This is a genomic window from Parafrankia sp. BMG5.11 (genome assembly GCF_004337455.1).
On record NZ_SJXI01000095.1, the window covers coordinates 1 to 26,459 of the forward strand.

At 68.8% G+C, this 26,459-nt stretch carries 15 protein-coding genes, 1 pseudogene and 2 CRISPR repeat arrays; of the genes and pseudogenes, 13 read left to right on the forward strand and 3 right to left on the reverse strand.

Annotation, left to right across the window (positions count from 1 at the left end):
* On the forward strand, positions 1–610 hold a 610-nt coding region (locus E0504_RS43550), incomplete at its 5' end, for a WD40 repeat domain-containing protein (protein ID WP_207974681.1).
* 150 nt (positions 611–760) lie between these two features.
* Here E0504_RS43550 and E0504_RS43555 read toward each other — a convergent pair.
* Positions 761–2,004: pseudogene (locus tag E0504_RS43555) on the reverse strand (IS256 family transposase).
* A gap of 921 nt (positions 2,005–2,925) precedes the next feature.
* Between E0504_RS43555 and E0504_RS43560 the strand changes: the two are divergent.
* From E0504_RS43560 to E0504_RS43570, 3 genes are read left to right on the forward strand one after another with little or no spacing between them, the layout of a single operon-like run.
* Complete coding sequence (locus tag E0504_RS43560; protein WP_243657892.1) at positions 2,926–3,825, forward strand: radical SAM protein; 900 nt, start codon at positions 2,926–2,928, stop codon at positions 3,823–3,825.
* Positions 3,822–4,247 (forward strand): DUF6375 family protein, encoded by a 426-nt coding sequence (locus E0504_RS43565; protein WP_306769359.1) that lies wholly within the window; start codon positions 3,822–3,824, stop codon positions 4,245–4,247. The genes E0504_RS43560 and E0504_RS43565 overlap by 4 nt, the downstream gene beginning before the upstream one ends.
* Positions 4,237–8,289: an NACHT domain-containing NTPase gene (locus E0504_RS43570; protein ID WP_131627332.1), complete on the forward strand. Its 4,053-nt coding sequence runs from the start codon at positions 4,237–4,239 to the stop codon at positions 8,287–8,289. The genes E0504_RS43565 and E0504_RS43570 overlap by 11 nt, the downstream gene beginning before the upstream one ends.
* A gap of 111 nt (positions 8,290–8,400) precedes the next feature.
* Here E0504_RS43570 and E0504_RS43575 read toward each other — a convergent pair whose 3' ends face one another.
* Positions 8,401–9,402, reverse strand: a complete 1,002-nt coding sequence (locus tag E0504_RS43575; RefSeq protein ID WP_243657890.1) for a DDE-type integrase/transposase/recombinase — start codon at positions 9,400–9,402, stop codon at positions 8,401–8,403.
* Positions 9,403–9,425: 23 nt separating this feature from the next.
* Entirely contained in the window at positions 9,426–9,818 is a 393-nt protein-coding gene (locus tag E0504_RS43580; RefSeq protein WP_131627335.1) for a hypothetical protein, read from the reverse strand.
* Positions 9,819–10,294: 476 nt separating this feature from the next.
* On the opposite strand from E0504_RS43580, the gene E0504_RS43585 reads away from it, so the two are divergent.
* The 9 genes from E0504_RS43585 (at position 10,295) to cas2e (ending at position 25,568) form a co-directional block, all read left to right on the forward strand.
* Positions 10,295–10,417 (forward strand): DUF1653 domain-containing protein, encoded by a 123-nt coding sequence (locus tag E0504_RS43585; protein ID WP_165938804.1) that lies wholly within the window; start codon positions 10,295–10,297, stop codon positions 10,415–10,417.
* A 180-nt stretch (positions 10,418–10,597) separates the two neighbouring features.
* Positions 10,598–15,262: a CRISPR direct-repeat array (repeat unit 28 nt; unit sequence GGAAGATCCCCGCGCGTGCGGGGACGAC).
* 181 nt (positions 15,263–15,443) lie between these two features.
* Positions 15,444–18,287, forward strand: a complete 2,844-nt coding sequence (gene cas3, locus E0504_RS43595) for a CRISPR-associated helicase Cas3' (protein ID WP_131627339.1) — start codon at positions 15,444–15,446, stop codon at positions 18,285–18,287.
* Positions 18,288–19,210: 923 nt separating this feature from the next.
* Positions 19,211–20,848, forward strand: coding sequence for a type I-E CRISPR-associated protein Cse1/CasA (casA, locus tag E0504_RS43600; protein WP_131627341.1), 1,638 nt, complete (start codon positions 19,211–19,213; stop codon positions 20,846–20,848).
* Between the two features lie 25 nt (positions 20,849–20,873).
* Positions 20,874–21,458, forward strand: a complete 585-nt coding sequence (gene casB, locus E0504_RS43605) for a type I-E CRISPR-associated protein Cse2/CasB (protein ID WP_131627343.1) — start codon at positions 20,874–20,876, stop codon at positions 21,456–21,458.
* A 94-nt stretch (positions 21,459–21,552) separates the two neighbouring features.
* Positions 21,553–22,701, forward strand: coding sequence for a type I-E CRISPR-associated protein Cas7/Cse4/CasC (gene cas7e, locus E0504_RS43610; RefSeq protein WP_165938805.1), 1,149 nt, complete (start codon positions 21,553–21,555; stop codon positions 22,699–22,701).
* Entirely contained in the window at positions 22,698–23,549 is an 852-nt protein-coding gene (gene cas5e / locus E0504_RS43615) for a type I-E CRISPR-associated protein Cas5/CasD (protein ID WP_131627347.1), read from the forward strand. Before cas7e ends, cas5e begins: the two co-directional genes overlap by 4 nt.
* A gap of 7 nt (positions 23,550–23,556) precedes the next feature.
* Positions 23,557–24,297, forward strand: coding sequence for a type I-E CRISPR-associated protein Cas6/Cse3/CasE (cas6e, locus tag E0504_RS43620; RefSeq protein ID WP_131627349.1), 741 nt, complete (start codon positions 23,557–23,559; stop codon positions 24,295–24,297).
* A 3-nt stretch (positions 24,298–24,300) separates the two neighbouring features.
* Complete coding sequence (cas1e, locus tag E0504_RS43625) at positions 24,301–25,293, forward strand: type I-E CRISPR-associated endonuclease Cas1e (protein ID WP_131627351.1); 993 nt, start codon at positions 24,301–24,303, stop codon at positions 25,291–25,293.
* Positions 25,290–25,568 carry a type I-E CRISPR-associated endoribonuclease Cas2e gene (gene cas2e / locus E0504_RS43630; RefSeq protein ID WP_071067193.1) on the forward strand — a complete coding sequence of 93 codons (279 nt, stop codon included), beginning with the start codon at positions 25,290–25,292 and terminating at the stop codon, positions 25,566–25,568. The genes cas1e and cas2e overlap by 4 nt, the downstream gene beginning before the upstream one ends.
* 18 nt (positions 25,569–25,586) lie before the next feature.
* Positions 25,587–26,407: a CRISPR direct-repeat array (repeat unit 28 nt; unit sequence GTCGTCCCCGCACGCGCGGGGATCTTCC).
* Positions 26,408–26,459: the final 52 nt, after the last annotated feature.

The following is a 26,459-nucleotide window of genomic DNA, read 5'->3' on the forward strand; positions in this document are numbered from 1 at the left end:
CCTCGCCACCGGCGCGGACGATAGGACGATGCAGCTGGCGCATGAAGGGACGGTGCGGCTGTGGGATGTGGCCGATCCGGCTCGTCCTGCCCCGCTGGGTAGCCCGCTGACCGGCCACACCGGCCCGGTGTTTTCGGTGGCGTTCTCGCCGGATGGACGGACCCTCGCCACCGGCGCGCACGATCAGACGGTGCGGCTGTGGGATATGGCCGACCCCGCCCATCCAGCACCTCTCGGTGAACCCCTGGCCAACCACACCGATGCGGTGACCTCGGTCGCGTTCTCGCCGGATGGGCTCACCCTCGCCACCGGCGCGGACGATCAGAATGTACGGCTGTGGGATGTGGCCGATCCGGCTCGTCCTGCCCCGCTGGGTAACCCGCTGACCGGCCACACCGATGCGGTGCGGTCGGTGGCGTTCTCGCCGGATGGACGGACCCTCGCCACCGGCGCGGACGACCAGGCGGCACGGCTATGGGATCTCGGGCCGCTGGCGACGCTGCGGGAGGCGGTGGTTTCTCGGGCCTGCCAGGAGGCTGGTGAGCTTGACCACGCCGAGCGGGAGCGGCTGCAGCTTCGGGTTTCGTTTCGGTGGAGCTGCGACTCCTGATCTTCTACTCGAAGATCTGTTCGACAACCGGCCGACAACAGTGATTACCCCGGCGCCGTGACAGCACGCCACCGCGGTGTTCGGCCGTGTACGGGTCATGCCCACGGGGGTGGTGTACGGAGCGTGATGCCGCGTGATCCTGGTTGAATGTTATGCGGTCAGCGCTTCGGGTGTCACGCTGATCTCGGGTGTGTCGGATTTCTTGTTCGTGGCGTCGACTTTCGCGAGGATTTCCAGGCCGAAGTAGCGGTGGGTTTCGATCCACTCGTCGTGTTGTTCGGCGAGGACGGCACCGACGAGACGTATGATGGCGTCACGGTCGGGGAAGATACCGACGACGTCGGTGCGGCGGCGAATTTCCTTGTTCAATCGTTCCTGCGGGTTCGACGACCAGATCTGCCGCCAGACCTCCCTCGGGTACGTGGTGAACGCGAGCAGGTCAGCTTTCGCGCCGGAGAGATGGTCAGCGGCCTTCGGGAGTTTCTCGGAGAGGGCTTCGACGACCCGGTCGAACTGCCCACCGACCTCGTTCGCATCGGCCTGGTCGAAGACAGTTCTCACGAGAGTGGCGACCCACGGCTGTGACGACTTTGGTGTCAGGGTCAGCAAGTCCCGCAGGTAATGCGTTCGACATCTTTGCCACGACGCACCGGGCAGTGTGGACCCGATCGCGTTGACCAGTCCCCGGTGGGCATCGGAGGTCACCAGGCGCACCCCGGACAGGCCGCGGGCGACCAGGCCACGGAAGAACGCCAGCCAGCCGGCACCGTCCTCGCTGCTCACGACGTCGAGGCCGAGGATCTCCCGGTGCCCGTCGCCGTTCACGCCGACCGCGAGCAGGCAGTGCACATTGATCACGCGGGGCCGTCCTCACGGACCTTCATCGTCAACGCGTCGGCCTGCACGAACCGGTACGGACCGGCGTCCAACGGCCGGGACCGGAAAGCCTCGACCTGGGCATCGAGATGCTTCGCCAGTACCGATACCTGCGACTTCGAGATATGCGCTACCCCGAGCTGCTCGACGAGCTTGTCGACCCGGCGGGTCGATACCCCGAGCAGATAGGAGGTGGCGACCACCGAGATCAGTGCCTGCTCGGCGCGCCGACGCCGGGTCAGGAGCCATTCCGGGAAATAGGAGCCCTGCCGCAGCTTCGGTACCCCCAGCTCGATCGTCCCGGCACGGGTGTCCCACTCCCGCGCCCGATACCCGTTCCGCCGGTTCACCCGCTCGGGGGAAATCTCCCCATATTCCGCGTTGCAGATCCCGTCCACCTCGGCGCCCATCAACGCCTCCGCGAACGCCTTCACCATCGAGCCCAACAGATCCGGACTCGCTGCCATCAGCTCCTTGCCGAACCCCTCGGCATCAGCCACAGTCGGACGCACGGCCATCGCGTATCTCCTCCTCGAGTTCTTGGCGGTTCTCGAAAAGGATCACGCGGTGGTCGCTCTACGTCACGGACTGCCACTCCGGCGAGTCGCTAGACGATCACGATCCGTACACCACGTGCGTGGACTCCACTCGTGTACGCGGCGCCGCCAGTCTTCCTGTGATCTCGATGTGGCTGGCTGTTGGCTTGGACGGCTTCTGCTGGGTGGTCCGACGGGTTGACGGGCCGAGCCGGCTACCGGGCCACTCGTCCCGGGGGTGGATGGTCGGGGTCGGCGGGTGCCGCCCCCGACCATCGGGCGTCATCCGGATGTGGTGCGCCGCCGGCCGGTGGGGGCTGTGCGGCGTCGGCGGGGCGCTGGTGTGGCGGTATTTCCGCTGGTAGACGGCCTGCGACCATGGTCTGTGATGGATATCACAGGGCCGGGGACGAGCGGGTAGCGGTTCGCATTGTGGTCAATCCGGTCGACAACTCACTGTGACGTACTGTCTGACCTACGGAAACAGTGCAGGAGGGCTGGTAGGCGGCACTGCATGGATGTTTGGCAGTCCGCTCTGCGGACGGATCTGTGCAGGTCGGGCGGTCTGTCGGTGGTTCGAATCCCCTCACCCTCTTCTCGTCATGGTTGCGTTGGGTGATGGCCGGGCGAGGGTGTGGTGCGGCTCGTTTGCCGCGGGGCCAAAGGTTCTGACGCTCGTGCGGTGACCTGTCGGCCGTTGCTCAGAGGTCGGGTCTCTGGCGGCTCAGCCGGAGGCGTCGCCCACCGCTACAGTCGCGACCTAACCGACCCCTTTCGGCCTGGCGGATAGGCCGTTCGCCGGCGGCTGCTCGGCGACGACCCCCCCGACACCCGGTATGGCGAGCTGGTTCTACGTCGGATCGGACAGTCCTGATGTCTCTGGGTGGTGGCATCCTGGTGCTGATGATGTACAAGGTCCGTCTATCCGAAGCAGGCGTGCACCTGTTCGACCGGGTGTCTGGCCTGAACGTCCTGCTCGACGAGGTGCGTGTGCCGGCGGGACAGGTTTCGCGCGCTCCTCGATACCTGTCGGTTGCGCTGACGAACGCCTGCGAGCTCCGCTGCGCCTACTGCTACGCGCCTAAGCATGCCGCCGCGCTCGACGTAGGCCGTGTCGTGGCTTGGGCTGTCGAGCTCGACAGCGCCGGGTGCCTCGGTGTTGGCTTTGGAGGTGGCGAGCCGACCGCCCACCCTCGGTTTGTCCAATTCTGTGACCGGATCGCCGCGTCGACGTCGATGGCGGTGACCTTCACGACGCACGGACATCGGCTCACCCCGGGGCTCGCCGATGCCCTGCGAGGGTCCGTGCACTTTGCGCGTCTGTCCGTCGACGGGGTCGGGGCCACGTACGAGCGACTTCGGCACCGGCCGTTTGCGACGGTCCGTGCCGCGGCGGCTCTACTTCGTTCGGTCGCGCCGATTGGCATCAACGTGGTCGTGAACGCCGACACGGTCGGCGGGCTCGATGACCTCGCCACGTTCGCGGACGACGTCGGGGCATCCGAACTGCTGCTCCTGCCGGAGCAGCCGACCGCAGCAACGCCCGGGATCTCCGATGGCGATACGGAGCGCCTTGTGCGTTGGGTACGAACCGCCCGGACACAGGTGCGGCTCGCGATCTCGCGCTCCGGGTTCGAAGCTTCGGTGCCGGCCGTCGAGACCATTCCTGATGAACGTCCACTGGATGCGCACCTGCACGTCGACGCGACCGGTATCCTGCGTCCCCACGCGTACGCGTCGGCGGGAATGGCGATTGAAGGCTCAATCTTGGATGCCGTGCAGGCTTTGAGAGAGGCGTCGTGAGGGTCTGGCAGAGCTACGGCTCGGAGCACTCGATGGATCTGATGCTCATTGGCACGTTCGAGACGGTCCCCGGTGCGGAGGCGGCGGTCGAACGGATGAAGGCTCTGAAGACCCTCGCGGAGGCCGAGTGGTCCGACGACGACTGGCTTCGTCAGGATGACCGTATGCCTGACGTCCTGGCTGGTGAGCTGCACAAGCTGAAGCTCTACGAACTGGGGCGGTCCGACGTCGACATCTACGCCTTCGACCACTCCGTCGAACGCAACGGATCAACTATCCGGATCCGGACCGAGGAGTCCGACGTCCAAGGGTTTCTGAAGGTGCTCATCCACCTCGGTGCGAGAGTCGAAGTCTTCTCGCGTCACACGTGGAATGAGGACGGGACGCGCCGGATTGAGGCAGGCATCTCAGGTGACGCTTGACCTGATGCGGTTGGAACGCCTGCCGGGCGCTGACGACGGGAACTTCGAGGAGCTCACGCGAGCGATCGTGTCCCGCCGCTATGGCGCCTTGGGTACCCTTCGGGAGCGGCGCAATCAGCCCGGCGTCGAATTCTACCTCCGGGTTGAACACGCCGGTGAGCTGGGGGAGCCAGGCCGGGTGTGGGGATGGTCCTGCAAGTGGTTCATTCTCGGCCGCGATAACGAACTCACCAGCGGGCAGCGCGACCAGATTACGGACTCCGTCGACAAAGCGATCAAGTACATCGATGGGCTGACAGACTACGTGCTCTGCCTTCCGCAGCGCCCAGCGAAGAAGGACGAGGAGTGGATCGACGGCCTCGGTCCGGCCAGAGGCATCTCGACGAAGCTGTGGGCGGCGAACAACTTCGACGCCCAGCTGGCCGGGTTCGACGAGCTCCGCTCCACCTTCTTTGGCGAGCTCGTCCTCATCCCGGACGTGCTCGCGGCGGCTCACGAGTGTTCCGTCGCTCCGGTCAAAGCCCGGTGGCTCCGGCCGCTACATACTTCGAACCATGTGGAACGCCAGCTTGAGCGAGCCCTCCTGCGTCCGGCGGCGTTTGACGCGGCCGACGAGCACATCGACGCGATCGCTGCCCGCGCAGGGGCGCTTCGGGACGCGCTGACCGACATCGACGATGACGCCACCCGGGCAAGCGCCAAGGACATCGCTGATGACCTGGACTTGTTCGTCGCCGGCCTGCGGGCGATCGTCGCCGCCGGACGGAACCGCCGGCCGATGGAGGTTCGTGATCGGGTCGCCGACCAGCAGCCGCCTGCCACGTCGCCACGCAAGCTCCGCGCCCTCGTCTTTGCGCTGCGGAAGCGGCGCCTGCCTGTAGCCCTAGACGTTTCCGGCCTAGGCGCAGAAATCCGTGACGTTGTCGGGTGGTTGGAAGAAGTGCGCGCGGACCTTCTGGCTCCGCTGATCGCGATCGTCGGCGCTGCCGGGATGGGCAAGACCTATCTTGCTGCCCAGCTGACCGCTCCGACGGGCCGACCGACCGCCGGGGTGTTCATCCAGGGCAATCACCTGCGATTCGGTCGCAGCCTGGACGACCTGGCGCGACGGATTCCCAGGCTGAAGGTAGAGCGTTTCGAAGATCTCCTCGAGGCGCTCAACTCAGCCGGCGCCCGTGCTGGCAGCCGGATCCCCCTGGTCATCGACGGTTTGAACGAAGCCGAGCGGCCCTTGGAATGGCGTCCGCTGCTCGACGAGCTGATGCCGGCACTCGGTGACTTCCCGAACGTCCTAATGATCGTTACGCTCCGCGAACCGCTTGCTGCTCGCGTTGTCCCGGACACCGCCGCGGCGATGGATCTCGAGTGGCGTGAGCCCGAGGTCATCGACATCGTCAACACCTACTTCGACCACTATCTGATCACCCCGGGCGGCGCCTGGCTGCCGAGCGAGATGTTCGGCAACCCGCTGTTCGTCCGCATGTACTGCGAGGCCGCCAATCCCGGTCGGGAGAATCCAGTCGGTGTTGAGGCGCTCCCGACATCCCTGGTCGGCGTGTTCGAGCGGTACCGCGACGTCGTGGTCGACCGCCTCGCCGAGGACCCCGCCCGCGTGCAGGTGCCCGCTGACCAGATCAAGCGGCGCCTAGGTGCGTTCGCGTTGGAGATCTGGACCCGCGGAGTCCGTCGACTCCCGTCCGATGACGCGAGGGCGATCCTCGATGCGGGTCCGACGAGCTGGGACGAGAGCCTCTTTCGGCGTCTCGTGGAGGAAGGGGTGCTTCTCCGCGAGGAGGTAGACGGCAGTGACGACACCGAGGCAGGGATCCTGTTCGACCGCTTCGGCGGCTACCTGATCGCTGACGCGGTCCTCGTACGCATGACCCACACCGAGGTGAAGGAGCGGCTTGCGGAAGCAAGCTTGTGGAACACCCTCCTCGGCGTGGACGGTCATCCCCTCGGTGAGGACATCGCCGTCGGCCTGACCGGTCTGGTGCCCCGCCGGTTCGTTCGGCACCACCTCTGGCGCTTCGCCCCGGACGAGTACCGGTCGTGGGCGCTCGCCCAGGAGCTTGACGCGGAATCCGAGTTCCTCGATGACGGCACCGTCGACGAACTCGCGACATTGATCGCCACCGGCGCCTGGAAGGCCCCGGGGCCTTCCAGGCACGGGCGCCGGCACCCGTTCGACCGGCTGTGGGAGGTCCGCTCCTCCCCTGCGCACCGCCTGAACGCCGTCTTCCTCGACCGGGTCCTTCGCTTGCTGTCTCTCCCCGAGCGTGACCGTCAGTGGACCGAATGGGTCCGCCATAACGCCAGCGGCCTGATCGTGGGCAACCTGAAGGAGCTGATCGAGTACTGGACCGGCGACCCGAACCGCGTCGAGATCGACGACCTCGACGCGCTCGCGATCGCCTGGCTGCTGACGTCCACGAATGCACAAGTGCGGGATCTCGCGACGAAGGCCCTGCAGCGCTACGGCCGGCCGGAGTCAAACCGCCTGTTCGACCTCGCTACCAGGATGCTCGATGTTGACGATCCCTACGTCGTCGAGCGCGTCATCAGTGCCGCCTTCGGGGCTGCCGGCGCACATCAGATGCCAGACCCCGGCGGAACGTTCGAGCGCGCTCTCGCCGGATGGCTCGTCGAACTGCGCGACCGCTTCCTCGAGGAAGGGTCGACCTCAACGTCCCATGAGCTCCTGCGTGACTACCTGCGAGCAACCTTCGAGTTCGCCGGAACCCTCCACCCCGGTGCGGTACCTGACGGCGTCGACCCGGCCGCGCTGACGTTCGCGGTGGTGCCGCCTGCGCCAGTGATGGCTGACGATGACGCGAACGCCGAAGAGTGCAAAATCTCCTTCGGTATGGATTTCGAGAACTACGTGATCGGGTCCGCCATCGAGGGCCGACGAAACTACGACTTCACGCATGCTGCATTCCGTCGCGCCCGCGGCGAGGTCATGGCCCGTGTCTGGGATCTCGGGTGGCGGGCGGCGCTGCTCGGCGAGGTCGACCGGGGAATCGCCGACGACGCCGCCCGCCGTTTCGGCGGTGACCGTGCGATGGTGGAGCGCTACGGCAAGAAGTACGGGTGGATCGCCTACTACGAGCTGATCGGCCGTCTTGTTGACACGGGACAGAACCGGGACCGGTGGGTGGTTGGGGGCGGGCGTAACGTCTCACCCGACATCGACCCATCCTTCCCCGACGAGCCTCCGGCAGCACCCGTTCAGCTCCCGGAATGGGCGCCCGCCAGCTCGACGGATGACGAGGTGTGGCTACGGAATGGCGGGGTGAGCGTACCAGCGGAGTTCTGGTCACCCGAGGAGATCTACGGCGTAACCGGCGGATGGCTGCTCACCGAGGGATTCCTGCGACATCGGCGTGACGGGCGAACGGTGTTCGGGTTCTTCCGTACCCTCCTGCTGGAGCCGGCCGATGCGGCTCCCGCGCTAGAGATGATCAACGGTCGTGAATACCTGGGCAACCAGTTCTTCCCCGACTTGCCGACGGTAGGAGGCGTGTTCGCTGGGGAGGTACCTTGGAGCCCCAGATTCGCGCGGCGCTTTGACGACGATGACGACGATCCCTACTCCCGTCCAGCGTTGCGTCATTACTGGAACGACGAGGGTATAGCCCTCGGCCAGGTAGCAGTCGCTCTCTCTACCGGTGACGGTGGGTCGCCGACGATACTCGAGCAATCCTACGATGTGCCGTCCTTCGAGTTCGCTGCGCGGTTTAACCTTCGTCAACTGCCCGGCACGTTGGATCTGGTCAGCCTCGACGGGGTCCGTGCCTCAGCGACCTTCGGCACGGAGGAACCTTGGAACGGACACCTTCTGTTCCTCCGCCGTGACCTTGTCGTCAAATTCGCCGGCGATCGCCAGATCGTCCATGTGGCCTGGGGCGAGCGTGAGGTGACCGTCGACTGGAACTCCGTCCCCCCCTGGGTCGATGAGGCGCGCCGAGCCTACGAGCATGTGTGGCGCAACGTACGAGTGATCGGCGAGCAACAGGACGCGATCCAGGGAGATGCGTAGGGGGCGAGTCCCCGGTACGCAGCGACTGACCACGCGACCCCGTGGCCTGGCTAGAGTTCAGCCGCCGCAGGGCGTGCTCGCGGGTCGGAGCCTGTCAATCCCGATGAGACATCAGGCTGCTTGGTTCGTGGGTAGCACCTCCTCGGTCTCGATGATCGCTGGGGGCTGGTTGATCCACGCCCTGGTCGGCAGCGCGGGCGGGGCCGGTCGGCGGTGGAACCGCTCGGGGTGGGCCGCGTAGGCGGCGTCGAGGACCTGGGCGCGACGGGCCTGGATCTCGTGGGCGGTGCCGTCATGGACGCTGGCCGGGGTGTGCAGAGCGACGCCTGAATGCCGGTGTTCGTTGTTGTAGTAGCGGAAGAAGACGTCGCAGAAGACGCGGGCGTCCTGGAGGGATCCGAAACGTCCCGGGAAAGCGGGACAGTACTTGAGTGTTTTGAAGTGCGCTTCACTGTAGGGGTCGTTCGAGACGTGCGGACGGGAATGGCTCTGGTCGATGTTCAGGTAGGCCAGGAGGGCGGCGACCGGTTGGGACGTCATCGAGGTCCCACGGTCGGCGTGGACAGCGATCGGCTGGACCCCGCTGTTCGCGGCGACGGCGTGTTCGATGAAGGCCTTCGCGAGTTCCCCGTTCTCGGTGGGATGTACCTCGAAGTGGATGGCTTTACGGGAGAAGATGTCGAGGATGACGTACAGGTCGGAGTACACGCCGTGGACGGGTCCGGTGAGTTTCGTGATATCCCAGCTCCAGATTTCGTTGGGTCTGGTCGCGAGTAGTTCCGGTTTCTTCCGGGCGGGGTGGGTGGCCTGTGCCCGCCGCTCGGCGGTCTGGGCTCGGGCCCGCAGCAGCCGGTACATGGTGGACACGCTGGCCAGGTAGACGCCCTCGTCGAGCAGGGTCGCCCAGACCTGGGCGGCGGACTTGTCGACGAACCGGTCGCTGTTGAGGAGCTCCAGTAGCCGTTCGCGTTCGGTGTCGTCGAGTGCTGCCGGGTGGACGGCCGGGGCCCGGGGCAGGCGTCCTGTGGATTGTGTGGGATTACGCCGACGGTACACCGTCGCCCGGGACATCCCGAGCAGGTCGCACGCGACCTTGATCGAGGTCAGTGGCACCAGCGAGGTGAACGCCTCGTCTACTACCTGCCGGGTTTCTTGCTGGAATCCGCGCTCTCGGAGATCAGTTCCAAGAGCGCGTGTGCTTTTCCCACGACTTCCAGCGCTGCTTTCGTTCTTGCCAGCTCGGTGGCGAGCCGTTCGTTCTCTCGGCGTAGCCGCTCGTTATCGATATCCGTCTCGCTGGCCGCGGGCCGACCGGCGGGCTTTCCGGTGAGACCTTCGCTGGCCCCCTGGTCCCGCGCCTCGCGCCACTTCTGGATGTGGGAGTGGTAAAGACCTTCCCGGCGCAGCAACGCGCCTCGTTCACCCGACTCGGTCAACCCGTCGTACTCGTTCAGGATTCTCTTCTTGTAGGCCGCGGTGAAGCTCCGGCGCTTCGGCCGGTCCGACCGCGGTCCTCCAGACGAGCTCACCCCGCCATCCTCCTGCTTCGAGGAGGCCATGTCTGCCATGGTCAACGTCACTGGTCTTGAAGATCCCGTCTCGCCCTACGCTACAGAAGTCTCGGTGATCCTCATGTCTCACGGGACTCTGACAGACAGGGGGTCAGCGCTGGTTGAGAGACCGCTGGCGGCAGCGCCTTCGGAGGAGCACTCGTCTCGGCCCTTGCGGTGGCTGTGAAGGACCGCCGCGCACGCCGTGCGGTCCGCGAGAACGTCGGACCTCTGGTGGCGGGCCGGTCGCGGTCGCGGCGGTCGGTGCCTACCCTGATGGTGATGGCGGCGGTTGGACTGCACTGGGGGAGAGGGTCTACGCGACCAAGGTGCTGACCAGCGATTGTCAAGCGAGAGTCAGATCACTGTCAGGTGTTCGGCCGGCTGGTGTGAAGTCCTGGCGGGCCGGACACGAGGCAGATGATCTGACACGCCGCTGAATGATCACGGGTCGGTTGGAGTCTCGTGGTGGGCCGCCGCCCCGGCCGGGAATCTACCGGCACTACAAGGGCCAGTACTACCAGGTGCTGTTCGTCGCGGAGGACTCCACCAACGGTCCGGGTAAGGGGCGTCGGTGAACCGGCCCCGGAGGAGGCGGAGCGGGTCTCAGTCGTCTACCAGGCTCGCGGGATCACCCTGACCCCATGCTCCCGGGCCGAGGTCGAGGGCTTCCTCATTGGCCTCGACCTCGGCGACCGGGTGTCGTGCCGGTCCACCGCTGGCATGCCGAGAAGGGCGCCGGTGAAAACCCCGACAGGGGAAGATCCCCACGCGTGCGGGGACGACATGGAGTCGTAGAACGTCCGGGTGGAGGTGCCGGGAAGATCCCCGCGCGTGCGGGGACGACGGCCGGTGGTGCTTGATCACGTAGTTCGCTTGCGGAAGATCCCCGCGCGTGCGGGGACGACGACGAGATCCGCGAGGAGATCAGGGCACAGCGCGGAAGATCCCCGCGCGTGCGGGGACGACGTCGCGGCGAGAACCGCACCCGTCCACCTCGTGGGAAGATCCCCGCGCGTGCGGGGACGACGCTGCCCGGCCGTTGCGTGACAGCCTCCCGTCCGGAAGATCCCCGCGCGTGCGGGGACGACAGCAGTTCCGCGTCGGTCGGCTCGGTGGTCTGCGGAAGATCCCCGCGCGTGCGGGGACGACACGATGCCGTGCTCGGACATGCCGCCCGGGAGCGGAAGATCCCCGCGCGTGCGGGGACAACGGTGGCGTCATCCGGTACGTCGGCGTGGCCCAGGGAAGATCCCCGCGCGTGCGGGGACAACTGGGAGGAGATCGCCGAGGCACTCGGGAGCGGGGGAAGATCCCCGCGCGTGCGGGGACGACCCCGCCCTCGCCCTGCCTGGTCAGCGCGAGAAGGGAAGATCCCCGCGCGTGCGGGGACGACCCGTTCGGCTTGGACATAGGCGTCCGCGGCCCGGGAAGATCCCCGCGCGTGCGGGGACGACGCGATGTCCGCGATCACGCTGTCGGGCGGCAGGGGAAGATCCCCGCGCGTGCGGGGAGGACACGTCAGATGACGGTAGTCAAGGTGTTGTGAGGGGAAGATCCCCGCGCGTGCGGGGACGACACGTCAGATGACGGTAGTCAAGGTGTTGTGAGGGGAAGATCCCCGCGCGTGCGGGGACGACCGCCGTTTACCACGGTGACCCTGTCCCCGCCGGGGAAGATCCCCGCGCGTGCGGGGACGACAAGGTGCTCGGCGCCGACCTGGCGGCGGCGCAGGGAAGATCCCCGCGCGTGCGGGGACGACGCGGGGGACAGCGACGCGGACCGGGAGGAGATGGGAAGATCCCCGCGCGTGCGGGGACGACTACCCGCTCCTGCACGACGGCGCCGCGGACGTAGGAAGATCCCCGCGCGTGCGGGGACGACGTCAACAGTGCCGGCGATCTGCAGCTGTACGCGGGAAGATCCCCGCGCGTGCGGGGACGACAAGACCCATCGGGCCGGCGCCCAGCTCGGCCTGGGAAGATCCCCGCGCGTGCGGGGACGACGAGATCCATCGGCTGCTGCGAGACGATCCGAAAGGAAGATCCCCGCGCGTGCGGGGACGACATTCCGACCGTCCCGGACCTGGGGCCGGGGCTGGGAAGATCCCCGCGCGTGCGGGGACGACCCTCCGTGCCGAAGAGCTCGGCGAAGAGCGAGGGGAAGATCCCCGCGCGTGCGGGGACGACGCCGGTCAACAATATTTCGCTGTCGGAAGACTGGGAAGATCCCCGCGCGTGCGGGGACGACCTGCCGGCCGGGGCCCGGATCACGAGCGTGGTGGGAAGATCCCCGCGCGTGCGGGGACGACCCGCGTCGGCCACCGCTCACGGCCAAGCTGGCAGGAAGATCCCCGCGCGTGCGGGGACGACAGAGCCGAAGACGGCATCCGCGCGGACGAGACGGGAAGATCCCCGCGCGTGCGGGGACGACCCAAGCAGCGCCCATGACGCAGTCGATCGGGCGGGAAGATCCCCGCGCGTGCGGGGACGACCACCTGACCGGGCAGCCCGGACTGGGGCGGATAGGAAGATCCCCGCGCGTGCGGGGACGACCTCACAGGGACTCTGGGGGATGGGGAGACTCTGGGAAGATCCCCGCGCGTGCGGGGACGACAGGCTCAGGCCGTGACTGACACGGTGGCGGAAAGGAAGATCCCCGCGCGTGCGGGGACGACTTGAAGGGCATCGCCCACCGGCTTCGCGAGGCGGGAAGATCCCCGCGCGTGCGGGGACGACGGGTGGCGGGGCCTCTGCGGTAGGGACTGCCGGGGAAGATCCCCGCGCGTGCGGGGACGACTCACACCAGTCACACGACGGGATCTTCGGGGCGGGAAGATCCCCGCGCGTGCGGGGACGACCGGGCCCGTCCGGGGCCGGCGGAATACCTGCGGGGAAGATCCCCGCGCGTGCGGGGACGACGTCCTGGCAGCCGGGGCACCGCGGCTCGCCGTGGGAAGATCCCCGCGGGTGCGGGGACGACGATCTCCTCTCTGTGGTGACTGTGGGTGAGGTGGGAAGATCCCCGCGCGTGCGGGGACGACCCGCGTGGCCCCAGACATGCAGGGGGGCCGACGGGAAGATCCCCGCGCGTGCGGGGACGACCGGCACGCCTCGTCCCGAGCGGGACGACTGAGGGGAAGATCCCCGCGCGTGCGGGGACGACAACACCGGGCTCGCCGACAGCGCCGAGCAGGCAGGAAGATCCCCGCGCGTGCGGGGACGACACCCCGCCGCCGGCCGCGGTCGCCCAGCCTGCGGGAAGATCCCCGCGCGTGCGGGGACGACGGCCGGTGGCACCCCCGAGAGCAGTGGCCGGGGGGAAGATCCCCGCGCGTGCGGGGACGACACCGCAGGTAGGCATCCGGTGCGTCCAGCATGAGGAAGATCCCCGCGCGTGCGGGGACGACCAGGGTCAGGATGGGCACGGTCCAGCTCCCGAGGGAAGATCCCCGCGCGTGCGGGGACGACCCACTGTCCCGCGCGCCATCGGCGCTCCTGCCGGGAAGATCCCCGCGCGTGCGGGGACGACCCAGTCGCTGACCTGGGATGACTGCGGGATCTGGGAAGATCCCCGCGCGTGCGGGGACGACGAGCCGGTCGCCTCGCTGTTCAAGGAGAACGAGGGAAGATCCCCGCGCGTGCGGGGACGACCCCGTAGATATCGGCGTGCGGAGGCCGCGATGGGGAAGATCCCCGCGCGTGCGGGGACGACTCGGGGTGGGTGGTTGCCGCCGGCTGATGTCGGGGAAGATCCCCGCGCGTGCGGGGACGACAGATGATCGAAATATGCCCCGACCTGCGGAGAGGGAAGATCCCCGCGCGTGCGGGGACGACACCGTCGATGTGAGCCAGTCCCACGCGGATGATCGGGAAGATCCCCGCGCGTGCGGGGACGACGACGCCGGCGGAGTCGAGGGCGCGCTGCCTCGCGGAAGATCCCCGCGCGTGCGGGGACGACACGGATGGGCGCCACGCGGCAGCACGGTCACCGGGAAGATCCCCGCGCGTGCGGGGACGACGGTTCGCTGCACCCGTGGTGTCGGGGGTGACGGGGAAGATCCCCGCGCGTGCGGGGACGACCGACTTCCATCACTGGAGTCCCGACACGTGGCGGGAAGATCCCCGCGCGTGCGGGGACGACCGTCCGTCATGCCGCGCATCGTAGGCGCACGACGGAAGATCCCCGCGCGTGCGGGGACGACTTGCGCGTCACCGGTCATATGCACAACGAACGAGGAAGATCCCCGCGCGTGCGGGGACGACCCGCACGGGCGCGAAGGATGGGCGCCCGTGGACGGAAGATCCCCGCGCGTGCGGGGACGACCGACATCGAGGTCCGACCGCCCCGGGACGAGGAGGAAGATCCCCGCGCGTGCGGGGACGACCGCTCCGGGTAGGCCCTGGAACCAGCCGAGGAGGGAAGATCCCCGCGCGTGCGGGGACGACCGGACACCGACGGCGCGGATGGCGACCAGGACGGGAAGATCCCCGCGCGTGCGGGGACGACGGGTCGATCCGCGTGCCCGTGAAGATGAGGTGGGAAGATCCCCGCGCGTGCGGGGACGACGACGACGTAGCGATCACGGAGGGCAACGATGAGGGAAGATCCCCGCGCGTGCGGGGACGACGGCGAGCTGCTGCGGGGTCGCATGGGACGGCGGGGAAGATCCCCGCGCGTGCGGGGACGACGGAAGCCGCTGACCTACCAGCAGCTCATGACCGGGAAGATCCCCGCGCGTGCGGGGACGACGGCACCCCCCGCTCCAGAAGCACGCCGGCGCCGGGAAGATCCCCGCGCGTGCGGGGACGACTGAAACGCAGCGGCGATCGGGCGAACACCCCGGGGAAGATCCCCGCGCGTGCGGGGACGACTGGCCGGACCGGCAGTCCCCGACGTCGTGGCGGGGAAGATCCCCGCGCGTGCGGGGACGACGTGGCGCAGCAGCACGCGGGCGAGTACCTGCGGGGAAGATCCCCGCGCGTGCGGGGACGACCGTTGCGGCCTTCTTCCTGCAGGTCGAGGAGGGGGAAGATCCCCGCGCGTGCGGGGACGACGACATGGTCAGCGCGTACGGCAGCGCATGGGAGGGAAGATCCCCGCGCGTGCGGGGACGACCCTCGGGAGCCTGCCTGCGCGCGGCCTGGCCCAGGAAGATCCCCGCGCGTGCGGGGACGACCCGCGGGCGTGCAGGACCGCGTCGCGGGCTACCGGAAGATCCCCGCGCGTGCGGGGACGACACGGCGTACTGCTCCATCGCGCACCAGTCCCAGGGAAGATCCCCGCGCGTGCGGGGACGACGCTCGCCGTCGGCTGCGGCGTCGCCCTCGAGGGGGAAGATCCCCGCGCGTGCGGGGACGACTCGGCGGGCCCATCGGACTGCTTGTCGTCACCAGGAAGATCCCCGCGCGTGCGGGGACGACACTTGCTGACCTGCGGCTTTGCCGCTTGGTGGGGCTCGAATTTATCAGTCGGGTCGTGTCGGGTGGGTGGTGTCCGGTCGTGCCGGTGCGGTGGTTGAAGGTGTCGGGAGGGGCCTGCCGGTCCGGGCTCGGGCTGGTGGTGGTTTGATGGCGTGCTCGTGTGCCGGCCTCGGGGGGTCTTATGTGCGATGTGGCGCTGGGTGTGGTGTGGGGGAAGTCGAAACCGAAGTCGGATCCGCGGGGTTCGATGCATCTGCTGCTGGGGCACTTGTTGGATACGGCGGCGGTGGGTGAGCTGATTTGGGAAAGGTACCTGTCGGCGTCGTCGCGGCGGATCCTGGACGGGTGCAGCGACGGTCGTGGCCGTTCCTTGTTCGTCTCGCTGTGCGGTCTACATGATGTCGGTAAGGTAACTCCGGCTTTTCAGATGAAGGATGACGGGCTGGCTGCCCGGGTGCGTGCGACAGGTTTGGACTGGCGGAATCTGTCTCCTCGGCAGGGTCGCGCGTGGCATCATTCCGCGGCCGGTGCGTTCATTGTCCGCCGGTGTTTACAGGGTTCCGGGTGGAACGCGGACGGGTGCGGATGGGTGTGGCCGCTGATCGCCGGCCATCACGGGGTGATCCCTCCGATCGGCCGGACCGTGCCGAAGAAGAACGGCGAGGCGCAGGGCCGAAGCCAGGCGTGGGTCGACGCGCAGGACGCGTTCGTCTCCCAGATCGCCACCGACCTTGGTGTGGATCTCGCGTCGTTGGCGGATGTGCGGGTCCCGTCTCGGGCCGGACAGCTCGCGATCTCGGGGTTGATCATCATGGCGGACTGGGTCGCGAGTGATCAGACGCGGTTCGGTGGTCAGGCTGATCTGGCTGATATCTCGCTGGCCCAGTCGCGGGAGCGGGCGTTGAAGGCGTGGGAGGACCTCGGGCTGCGGGGCGGGTGGCGTGCCGGTCGGGCGGCCCCGGTGGGGGTGGGTGATCTGGTCCGGCATCGGTTCGACAAGCCGGCCCGGGACGCGCAGGTGGGAGTGGTGCGGGCGGCGGAGGAGATAGCGGGGCCGGGTCTGCTGATCGTGGAGGCGCCGATGGGGGAGGGGAAGACGGAGGCGGCGCTGGTGGCGGCGGAGGTGTTGGCACGCAGGTTCGGTGCGGACGGGGTGTTTGTGGGGATGCCGACGCAGGCGACCGCGGATCCGATGTTCACCCGGGTCCGGGACTGGTCGGTGCAGGTTGATCCGGAGGCGCCGCTGGGGTTGCTGCATGGGCGGGCACGGTTCAACAAGGAGTGGATGACGCTACGGCAGCAGACGGTCTTCGGGGGGATCGACGACGCTGACGAGTACGGCATGGATGACGTGTACGGCGCTGTCGGGGATGCGGGGGCTGCGGATCGGCCGGCGGCGGGTGGGGTGGCGGCCGCGGAGTGGTTCTTCGGTCGGAAGCGGGGTCTGTTGGCGCCGGTCGCGGTCGGCACGATCGACCATGTGCTGCACGCGGCGACGCGGACGAAGCACGTGATGCTGCGGCAGGCGGGCCTGGCGGGCCGGGTCGTGGTGTTGGACGAGGTCCACGCCTACGACGTGTACATGGCGCAGTTCCTGTTCGAGGCGTTGCGCTGGTTGGCAGACGCGGGTGTTGCGGTGATCGTGCTGTCGGCGACGTTGCCGCCGCAGCTGCGCCAGAATCTGATCCGCGCCTACACGCAAGGAGCGTTGCAACGCCGGGACGTCGCCCCACCACTCGAAGCAAGGGAAGGAGCAGCGGGCTATCCCAGCGTGACGTCGACCTGCGTCGTCGACGAACTCCCGGTCACCCGCGTGCGGTCCTATCCGTCATGGCGGAAGCCGCTGCCGGTCGGGGTGGAGATCCTCGACGAGGACGAAGCCTTCACCCCCACGGTGGTCGCGGCCACGGTCACAGCGGAGATGATCGACGGTGGATGTGCGCTGGTGGTGTGCAACACCGTTGCTCGCGCTCAGGCCGTGTACGAGGCGCTGCGACCGGCGTTCACCGACGATGTCGTTCTCCTGCACGCCCGGTTCACCGCGGCGACGCGCGCTGCCTGGACGGAGCGGGTGGTCGATCCCCTCGGCCCACCTGGTCGTCCCGCAGCGGCACGGAGGCCGAAGCGTCTGGTGGTGGTGGCCACCCAGGTCGCCGAGCAGTCGTTCGACGTCGACGTTGACCTCCTCGTCACCGATCTCGCGCCGATCGACCTTCTCCTGCAGCGCATCGGCCGGCTCCACCGCCACGACCGACCTGCCCAGGATCGCCTGCCCCGGTTCCGGCAGCCTCGGGTGATCGTCGCCGGGGTGCGGTTCGATCCTGACCGGCCACCGACCTGGCCGTCGGGAAGCCGCGCCGTCTACGGGGACCATTTGCTGCTGCGGTCAGCTGCGCTGGTGGGCGACGCGGCTGCGGGGGCGGGTTGGTCGGTGCCCGAGCAGGTTCCGGCCCTGGTCGCGGCGGGCTACGGTGACGAACCCCTTGGCCCGGACCCGTGGGCGCAGACCGCGGACCGTTACAGACAGGAGGCCGCCGAGGCCGAGCGGCGCCGGGAGACGAACGCGAGTGCGTTCCTGCTGTCCGGTGAGGACGAGCTGGGGAAGCTCACCTTGGACGGGCTGCATGACCGGTCAACAGCCGCGCTGGAATCGGAAGAGCGGGTCGCAGCGGTCGTCCGCGATGGCGAGGAGTCGGTGGAGGTGATCCTCGTCCGACGCGGCCCCTCTGGTGGCTACCTGACGCTGACCGGCCGACGACTGGGGGAGACGGGCGAGGCCGCGGTCGGCGACGAGTACCTCCTCGAGGACGTCGTCGGCGCGACCATTCGCCTCCCGGCGAACAAGGACATCACCATCGCCGCCCGCAGGGACCTCACGCCGCTTCCTGGCTGGGACGGTGACCCCTGGCTGAAGCGCACCCGTGCACTCGTCCTCGACGTCGCCCTGTCCGCCCAGCTCGGCGGGTACCAGCTGGTCTATGACCACCAGGTCGGCCTGAAACACGAACGCACCGCGGCACGGTGATGCCCACCGGGCTCCGCGGATACGCCCTCTTGGGACTGTCGGCACCCCAGAGCTTCTGGTGGACTCCCCGCGTGGGCGGGGACGACGATCAATCGGCTACCTGCATGGCCGGTACCCAGGGAATACCCCAGCGTGGCTGGGCTGCGACACCGTATCAACCAGCGCCGAGACCTCGGCGTAGATCGATCGGTACGGGCGCTCGCGCTGTCGCGAGGTCAGGTCGTCGGAGCTGTGACGCCCCGCGACCAGAGAGTGTGAGGCTCACGATGCGAGCAACTTACCAAGCATTGCCGGTACCCAGTTCGTGAGTGAGGTTGGAGGTGCTATAACCTCCCGGTGTGCCGATCAGTTGCTGTCCGCAGTACCCGGGTCGCTGGCGAGCCGTTGCCTGCTCGGAATGGCGCCGTCCTGATGAATGCGCAGACAGGCGTGCGTCGACTGCCCCCTTGCCCTCGCCGCACCCTGTAGCGCAGGCAACGTACGCGACCCACGCACGCCAGGGGCCAGCGCCGACGTTGGTAGGAGTCCGGTGAGAGGTAGCGGACAGACGATTGTCCCGATCATGGCAGTTACGTCTGCTGTGAGCTCGGCGCTGGAAGCGCCGTGGTGGGCCGTCGCTGTAAGCCTGGGTATCGCGGCGACACTGGCCCTCGCGTGCCTCCTGCATGCTGCGTTGCCCAGCGACTCGAAAGATCGCCTGGCCTGGTGGCAAGACCGCCGCCGATACCGCGAGCGACAGATGCGCTGGCGGCATCGGAGATAGGCGCAGGGGACTGGCGCAAGCTAAAGACTCGGTTAGGGCTCCGCGTCAGGTCGGGTGCGGCTGGTCTCAGGGTGAGAACTGTCGGAGGGGTCTGGTAGACCTCGAAGGCCCTCCTAGGGCAAAGACACACGCGTGTCGGTAGGTGATATGGGGGAGATTGGTGAGCGGATTCGACCTGAGGTCTGACCCGTGGATCGAGGTGGCCGAGAAAGGCCACCCGCGTGAGGTGGGCGTGCGTGACGCACTGGTGCATGCCGACCTGTTCGAGGGCTTGACGGTCACCGACCCACTCGAAGGCGTCGCGGTACTGCGCCAGGTACTCCTGCCTGTGGTGATAGACGCCGTGGGTGCCCCGCGGGATCGCGCTGAGTGGGCGCGAAGGTTCGAGCAGGGCAGGTTCGACGGCGAGGACGTCCAGCGGATCGTCGACTATCTGGACGAGCAGGCCGCAGCGTTCGATCTGTTCGATCCGGTGCGGCCGTTTGCGCAGGTGGCAGGCTTGCGAACGGCGAAAGGGGAGACGAAGCCGGTCTCGTTGCTGATTCCTCGGCTGGCGTCCGGGAACAATGTGCCGCTGTTCAGCGCCCGGACGGAGAGCGACCCGCCGGCCTTGACGCCCGGGGCGGCGGCGCGGGCGTTGCTGGCCGCGCACTGCTGGGACACAGCGGCGATCAAGTCGGGTGCGGTGGACGATCCGTTGGTCAAGGCGGGAAAGACGACCGGGAATCCGACCGGCCCGCTCGGGCAGCTCGGCGTCGTGCTGCCGATGGGCGCAACGCTGTTCCAGACCCTGATGCTGAACATGATGATCATGCCGCAGGGTGTTCATCCGGACGACCGTCCCCAGTGGCGGACGGGAAAGGTAGCGGATCAGAAATGGGAGGAACGCGGCCCGTTGGGCCGTCTTGATCTGTTGACCTGGCAGTCCCGCCGGCTCCGCCTGATCCCGGAGACCGATGCCAGCGCGCCGGGCGGTGTGGTGGTGCGGCGGGTGGTGCTCTGCGCGGGGGATCGGCTGCGTGGGTCGGTGCAGGATGTGGAGCCGCATACGGCGTGGCGGCAGGTCGAACGCCCCAAGGCTGATGATCCGCCGGCGCGCCCGGTGCGGCATCAACCAGGTCGTGCAGCATGGCGCGGCCTGGCCGGCCTGCTCGCCACCGCCGGGCCGACCAGCGATCGGGTGTCAGCACCCGCGGTGATGGAGCAGCTCGCCGGGCTGCAGGCCGAGGGCCGGGTCCCGGAGGATCTTCCGTTGCGGGTGCTGACGGTCGGGGTCCGTTACGGCACCCAGTCCGCGGTCGTCGAGGACGTGATCGTCGATGAGATTCCGTTGCCGGTGGTCGCGCTCGTAGCGGATTCGCGGGTGCGGGAGGTGGTGCTGGCGGTGGCCGATGGTGCGGAGGCGCTGCGGATCGCCGCGAACCGCCTCGGTGACGATCTTCGTGTGGCGTGTGGTGCGGAGAAGGTGCCCTGGGATCGAGGGCAGCGGCTCGGCGATCTCCTGATCCACCGGTTCACCCCGGTGGTGCGCCGGCTGCTGGCCGGCCTGCAACGCCAGCCAGAAGCGGTGGAGGAGGCGGAGGATGCCTGGCTGCTTGTCGCTCGTCGCCTGGCGTGGGAGGTGGCGGATCCGGTGCTGTCCGCGGCGGGTCCCGGCACGTTCCTGGGCCGGGCGCCGGATCAGCGGTTCGGCCCGCGGCTCTCGGTCGCGGAGGCGTCGTTCCGCCGTGCCCTCAACGACATCCTCGGCCCCGCCAGCACGGGCACCGCGCCGGCGACCGGGTCGACCGCAGCGTGACCGCCACCGAGTCGAGGGAGGCCCCATGACCACCGAAGCCTCAACACCAGCCCCTAATTCCGGAGGCATGCCGCCGCGGTTCTTCTGGGAGAGGCCGCATGCCGGTGGTCGTCCGGACGGTGCCGATCTGGCCGCGTTGCGGCGCGGTGCCGGCCGTGACCCGGGCACGGTCCCGCAGATGTGGCGGTATTACACGACCCTGAACAAGGAAGGGCAAGAGACCCCCGGATTGCGGGCGGAGCACGCTGCTCTGGTTTTGTTCGCGATGCATCAGCAGTCCCAGACCCGTCTGATGCACGCGGTCGGGGTCGGTCTCGGTGCGGCGGTCCGTTGCCTGCGGGAGAGCGAGAAGTTCAGCGCGGACGCGGTGGATCGCCGGTTCGAGGCGGCTGCGACAGCGACGTCGCTGAGCGAGGCTTCCTACCATCTGCGGGGTCTGGTGCGTCAACTTCGTGGTGTTCCGCAGACGCTGGACTACACCCGGCTGTACTGGGATCTCCTGTCCTGGCAAGATCCGGACCGGATCGGGCAGGTGCGACGCCGGTGGGGATCCCAGTACTTCCTCGGCCGGGACCAGAAGACCGATACTGCAGTGTCGACCACCAGCTGATTCGCCCCGTCGTTTGGGATTTCGTTCCCATTCTGTTTTTCTCTCGTGAACAGGCCCGGCGGTCGAGATTCCTGACCCGATGACATGAAAGAGCATGCCGATGCGCACCTATGTTGATGTTCATATTCTGCAGACGGTTCCGCCGTCGAACCTGAACCGCGACGACGCCGGGACACCGAAGCAGGCCACGTACGGTGGGGTGAAGCGGGCCCGGGTGTCGTCGCAGGCGTGGAAACGTGCCACGCGGACCGCGTTCGCCGGCCTCGTCGACCCGGCGACGCTCGGTACCCGCACCAAGAAGATCTCCGCGTTGCTCGCCGAGCGGATCGCGGCCCGCGGCGGACTCGCCCCTGACATCGCCGTCCGGATCGCGACGAGCGTGCTGGCCGAGCTGGGGATCAAGCCGGGGAAGAAGGCGGCGGAGACGGCCTACCTGCTGTTCTTCGGCCGGCCGCAGCTGGAGCGACTCATCGACCGGATCGAGTCCGACCTGCCCCGGCTCGCGGGTCTCGATGACGCCGCGCTGAAAGAGGCAGTGCAGAGTGTTCCGGTAAGTGACGTCCTCGGTGCGGGGCATCCGATCGACGTCGCGTTGTTCGGCCGGATGGTCGCCGACCTACCCGGCTTGAACGTGGACGCGGCGACGCAGGTCGCGCATGCCTTGTCGACGCATGCCGTCGAGGTGGAGTTCGACTATTACACCGCCGTCGACGACGAGAACCCGAAGGAGGACACCGGCGCCGGGATGATCGGCACGGTCGAGTTCCAGTCCGCGACCCTGTATCGATTCGCCACCGTCGGCCTGCACCAGCTCGTGGACAACCTCGGCGGGGATGTCGAGGCGGCGGTGGATGCGCTGCGGGTGTTCCTGACCGCGTTCGCCACCTCGATGCCAACCGGGCACGAGAACTCGTTCGCGCATCGCACCACCCCGAGCCTGCTCACCGTGACGCTGCGCGCCGATCAGCCGGTCAACCTCGTCTCCGCCTTCGAACAGCCCATCAGGGCAAACGGCCACGGTGTCCTCGCCGGGTCCATCGACCAGCTCGCCACGGAACTGGCCTCCACCACCGACCTGTGGGGCCTGCGCCCTGAACTGGTCGTCTCCACCTACCGCACCCCCGACACCGCCGACCGCGCGACAACCCTGGCCACCGCTCTCGGCGCACCGGTTCCCTTCGGGCAGGTCGTCGACACGGTCACAGCCGCGGCCCGGGACCGGCTGACCACCACCGCCCGATGACCACCACCGGATCCCCGGCGGGGCGTTGTCTGGTGCTGCGGTTGGCGGGGCCGTTGCAGTCGTGGGGCGGGGCGAGCATGTTCAACCGCCGCGACACCCAGCCCGAACCGACGAAAAGCGGCCTGATCGGCCTACTCGCCGCCGCGCAGGGGCGCCGGCGCACCGACCCGATCGAGGACCTCCTCGAACTGGCGTTCGGCGTGCGCACCGACCAGCCCGGCACCCTGCTCCGCGACTATCACACCGTCAGCGACTACCGCGGCCGTCCGCTGCCCTCAGCGGCGGTCTCCGCGAAAGGCCTGCAGAAGCCGACCTCGCCGGCGAAACACACCCACATCACCGAGCGGTACTACCTGCAGGACGCCGTCTTCGTCGTCGCAGTCCGCGCCCCCGACCCGCTCCTGGCCGCACTCACCGACGCGGTGGGTGCCCCCGCGTTCCCGCTCGCGCTCGGCCGCCGGTCCTGCCCACCGACCCACCCTCTTCTCCTGCGCCCGCCGGGTGGGGGGAGCGGCCCTGGGTGGGTGGGGTCGCCGCTGGAGGTCCTGGCCGAGGTGCCGTGGCAGGCCAGCCGGGCACACCGTGGCCGCCTGGCGAACCTGAAGCCCCAACCACGCGCCATCGATCTCCCGGTCAGCGTCGACGACCCGGAGGGTGAGGACGTCCGCCGTGACCTGCCGGCCAGCTCCCTGCCCGGTGCTCCGGCCAGTTTCGACCCGCGGCACCGGGCGTTCACCAGCCGCCGGGTCCACCAGGACTGGGTACAGCTACCGCCCCCCTGGCCCGTCGACCCCGCCACGGCCGATTCGACGGCCGCTCATGACCCGTTCGCGCTGCTGGGATGGTGACCAGCCCATGACCTACCTGTCCCGGATCTGGCTCAACCCCCTGCGCACCGGCGCCCAGGGGCTGATCCGCAGCCCGCAGAAAACCCATGCCGCGGTCCTCGGCGGGCTCGCCGCCCAGCCGGTCACCGAACGGGTCCTGTGGCGGCTGGAAACCAGCCAACCCCACCGGGCCGAACTCCTTGTCCTCACCGAAACCCGGCCCTCCTGGGAGCATCTTGTCGAACAGGCCGGCTGGCCTGGCTCCGACCAGCCCCAGGCCATGGTCCGCGACTACCAGCCGCTCCTCGACCGCCTCCAGCACGGCCGCGAGTTCGCGTTCCGGCTGCGCGCCAACCCCGTCACCGCCACCCGCACCCCCACCAAACCCTCCGCCCGGCAGAAAGAACACCTCGCCCAGGAACGGCCCCGCGGAGTCCGAGTCCCCCACCGCACCGCCGCCCACCAGCTGACCTGGCTCCTCGACCGGGTCGAACGATGGGGATTCACCCTTCCGACCAGCGAGGACACCGGCCCCGCGGCACGGCTGACCGCCCGCGAACGTCTCACCTTCACCAAGAGCACCGCCGGTGCCACCGGCGCCGACACCAGCGGCCGGCGGGTCACCTTGTCCACCGCCACGTTCGACGGAGCGCTGCGCGTCACCGACCCCGACCAGGCCCGCCACACCCTCCTGCACGGCGTCGGACCCGCCAAGGCCTACGGCTGCGGCCTGATCACCCTCGCCCCCCTCACCCCGGCGGGAGGCTGACCGGTGTGGTGGCTGTCCGACCCCCTCGACCTGCACCGCATCGAGGACCGGGTCTCCTCCCTCTACGTCGAGAAAAGCCATGTCGACCGGGCCGACAACGCCATCGTCCTGGTCAACAAACAACGCACCGTCCGCGTCCCCGCCGCGTTCATCGCCACCCTGCTCCTCGGCCCCGGCACCCGCATCACCAGCGGCGCCGTCCGCCTGCTGGCGGATTCGGGCACCGCGGTGTGCTGGGTCGGGGACCGCGGCGTACGCATGTACGCCGCCGGACTCGGCCCCAGCCGCGGCTCCGGCCTCCTACTCCGCCAGGCCTACCTCGTCACCCGCACCAAGGAACGCCTCGACGTCGCCCGGCGCATGTACGCCAAACGCTTCCCCGACGACGATGTCACCACCGCCACCATGCAGCAGCTCCGCGGCCGGGAAGGCGCCCGCGTCAAAAAGATCTACCGGACGCACTCCGAACGCACCGGCGTCGCCTGGACCCGCCGCGTCTACACCCCCGGCGACCCGTTCGCCGCCGGAGACGACATCAACCGGCTCCTGTCCGCCGGCCACAGCTGCCTCTACGGCATCTGCCACGCCGCCATCGTCGGTATCGGTGCCAGCCCCGCCCTCGGCTTCGTCCACACCGGCACCGCCACCTCCTTCGTCCTCGACATCGCCGACCTCTACAAAGCCGACTACACCATCCCGCTCGCCTTCGACCTCGCCGCCGCGGGACACGTCGAGGAACGCGACATCCGCACCGCCTTCCGCGACAAGGTCGCCGACGGCCACCTCATGGCCCGCATCGTCCACGACATCAAAGACCTCCTCCTCGACAAAGACGCCCCCGACCCTGACGAGGACGCCCTCCACCTCTGGGACGAGATCGACGGTCACGTACCCGGCGGCGTCAACTGGGCCGCCGACGTCGCAGACCAGTGGGACGACACCACCATCGTCGGCATCACCGGGCCTGACACCGACACCGAAGCGCCGCCCTGGTGACCGTCATCGTCCTCATCGCCGTCGCCGAGGGCCTACGTGGCCACCTCACCCGGTGGATGATCGAGATCGCCGCCGGGGTCTTCGTCGGCAACCCCAGCGCCCGGGTCCGTGACCGCGTCTGGACCGTGCTCGCCCAGCGCGTCGGAGACGGCCAAGCCGTCATGATCGAACCCGCGGACAACGAGCAAGGCTGGGCCGTACGCACCGCCGGCCGTGACCGCGGCTACCCGATCGACTACGACGGACTGATACTGTTCGCCCGCCCCCGCCGGTAAAACCCCAGCTCAGCAAGTGTCGTCCCCGCACGCGCGGGGATCTTCCCTCGCAGACGAGCGGCTTCGGCGCGGCGGCATTGTCGTCCCCGCACGCGCGGGGATCTTCCCTGGCAGCTGGTGCTGAGTATCCTGACCGGGCCGTCGTCCCCGCACGCGCGGGGATCTTCCCTCCGGCCTGCGATGCCCACCCGGCTCCACCGGGTCGTCCCCGCACGCGCGGGGATCTTCCCCTCGACGTCGTCGTCGGTGATGACGAGCCGGGGTCGTCCCCGCACGCGCGGGGATCTTCCCGCCTTCTGGCCCGGGTTGAGGTGCCGGCGGTCGTCGTCCCCGCACGCGCGGGGATCTTCCCTGATCATCTCGACCCAGTTCGGCTCACGGGCCGTCGTCCCCGCACGCGCGGGGATCTTCCGGGAGCGACGCGCCGTCCGGGCGCGAGGCCCGCGTCGTCCCCGCACGCGCGGGGATCTTCCCGCATGACCGGCCCGAGCACCCCGGACCCCCATGTCGTCCCCGCACGCGCGGGGATCTTCCTCCGAGGACAGGCGGCGCCACTCTCGGTGCAGGGTCGTCCCCGCACGCGCGGGGATCTTCCTCCGTTTCCCTCACGCCGCTGGCGTGCTTTCCTGTCGTCCCCGCACGCGCGGGGATCTTCCTTCGTGGCGCGCTCACTGTGGCTCCACCTGCGGGTCGTCCCCGCACGCGCGGGGATCTTCCCCCGTAGAGAGGAGAGGCCGGTGCAGCAGCTCGGTCGTCCCCGCACGCGCGGGGATCTTCCCGGTGGCCGGAGAACGGTCGGGAAACGGGCGGGGTCGTCCCCGCACGCGCGGGGATCTTCCCAGGATTCCCCGCATCTCGCGATCGTGGCCGGCGTCGTCCCCGCACGCGCGG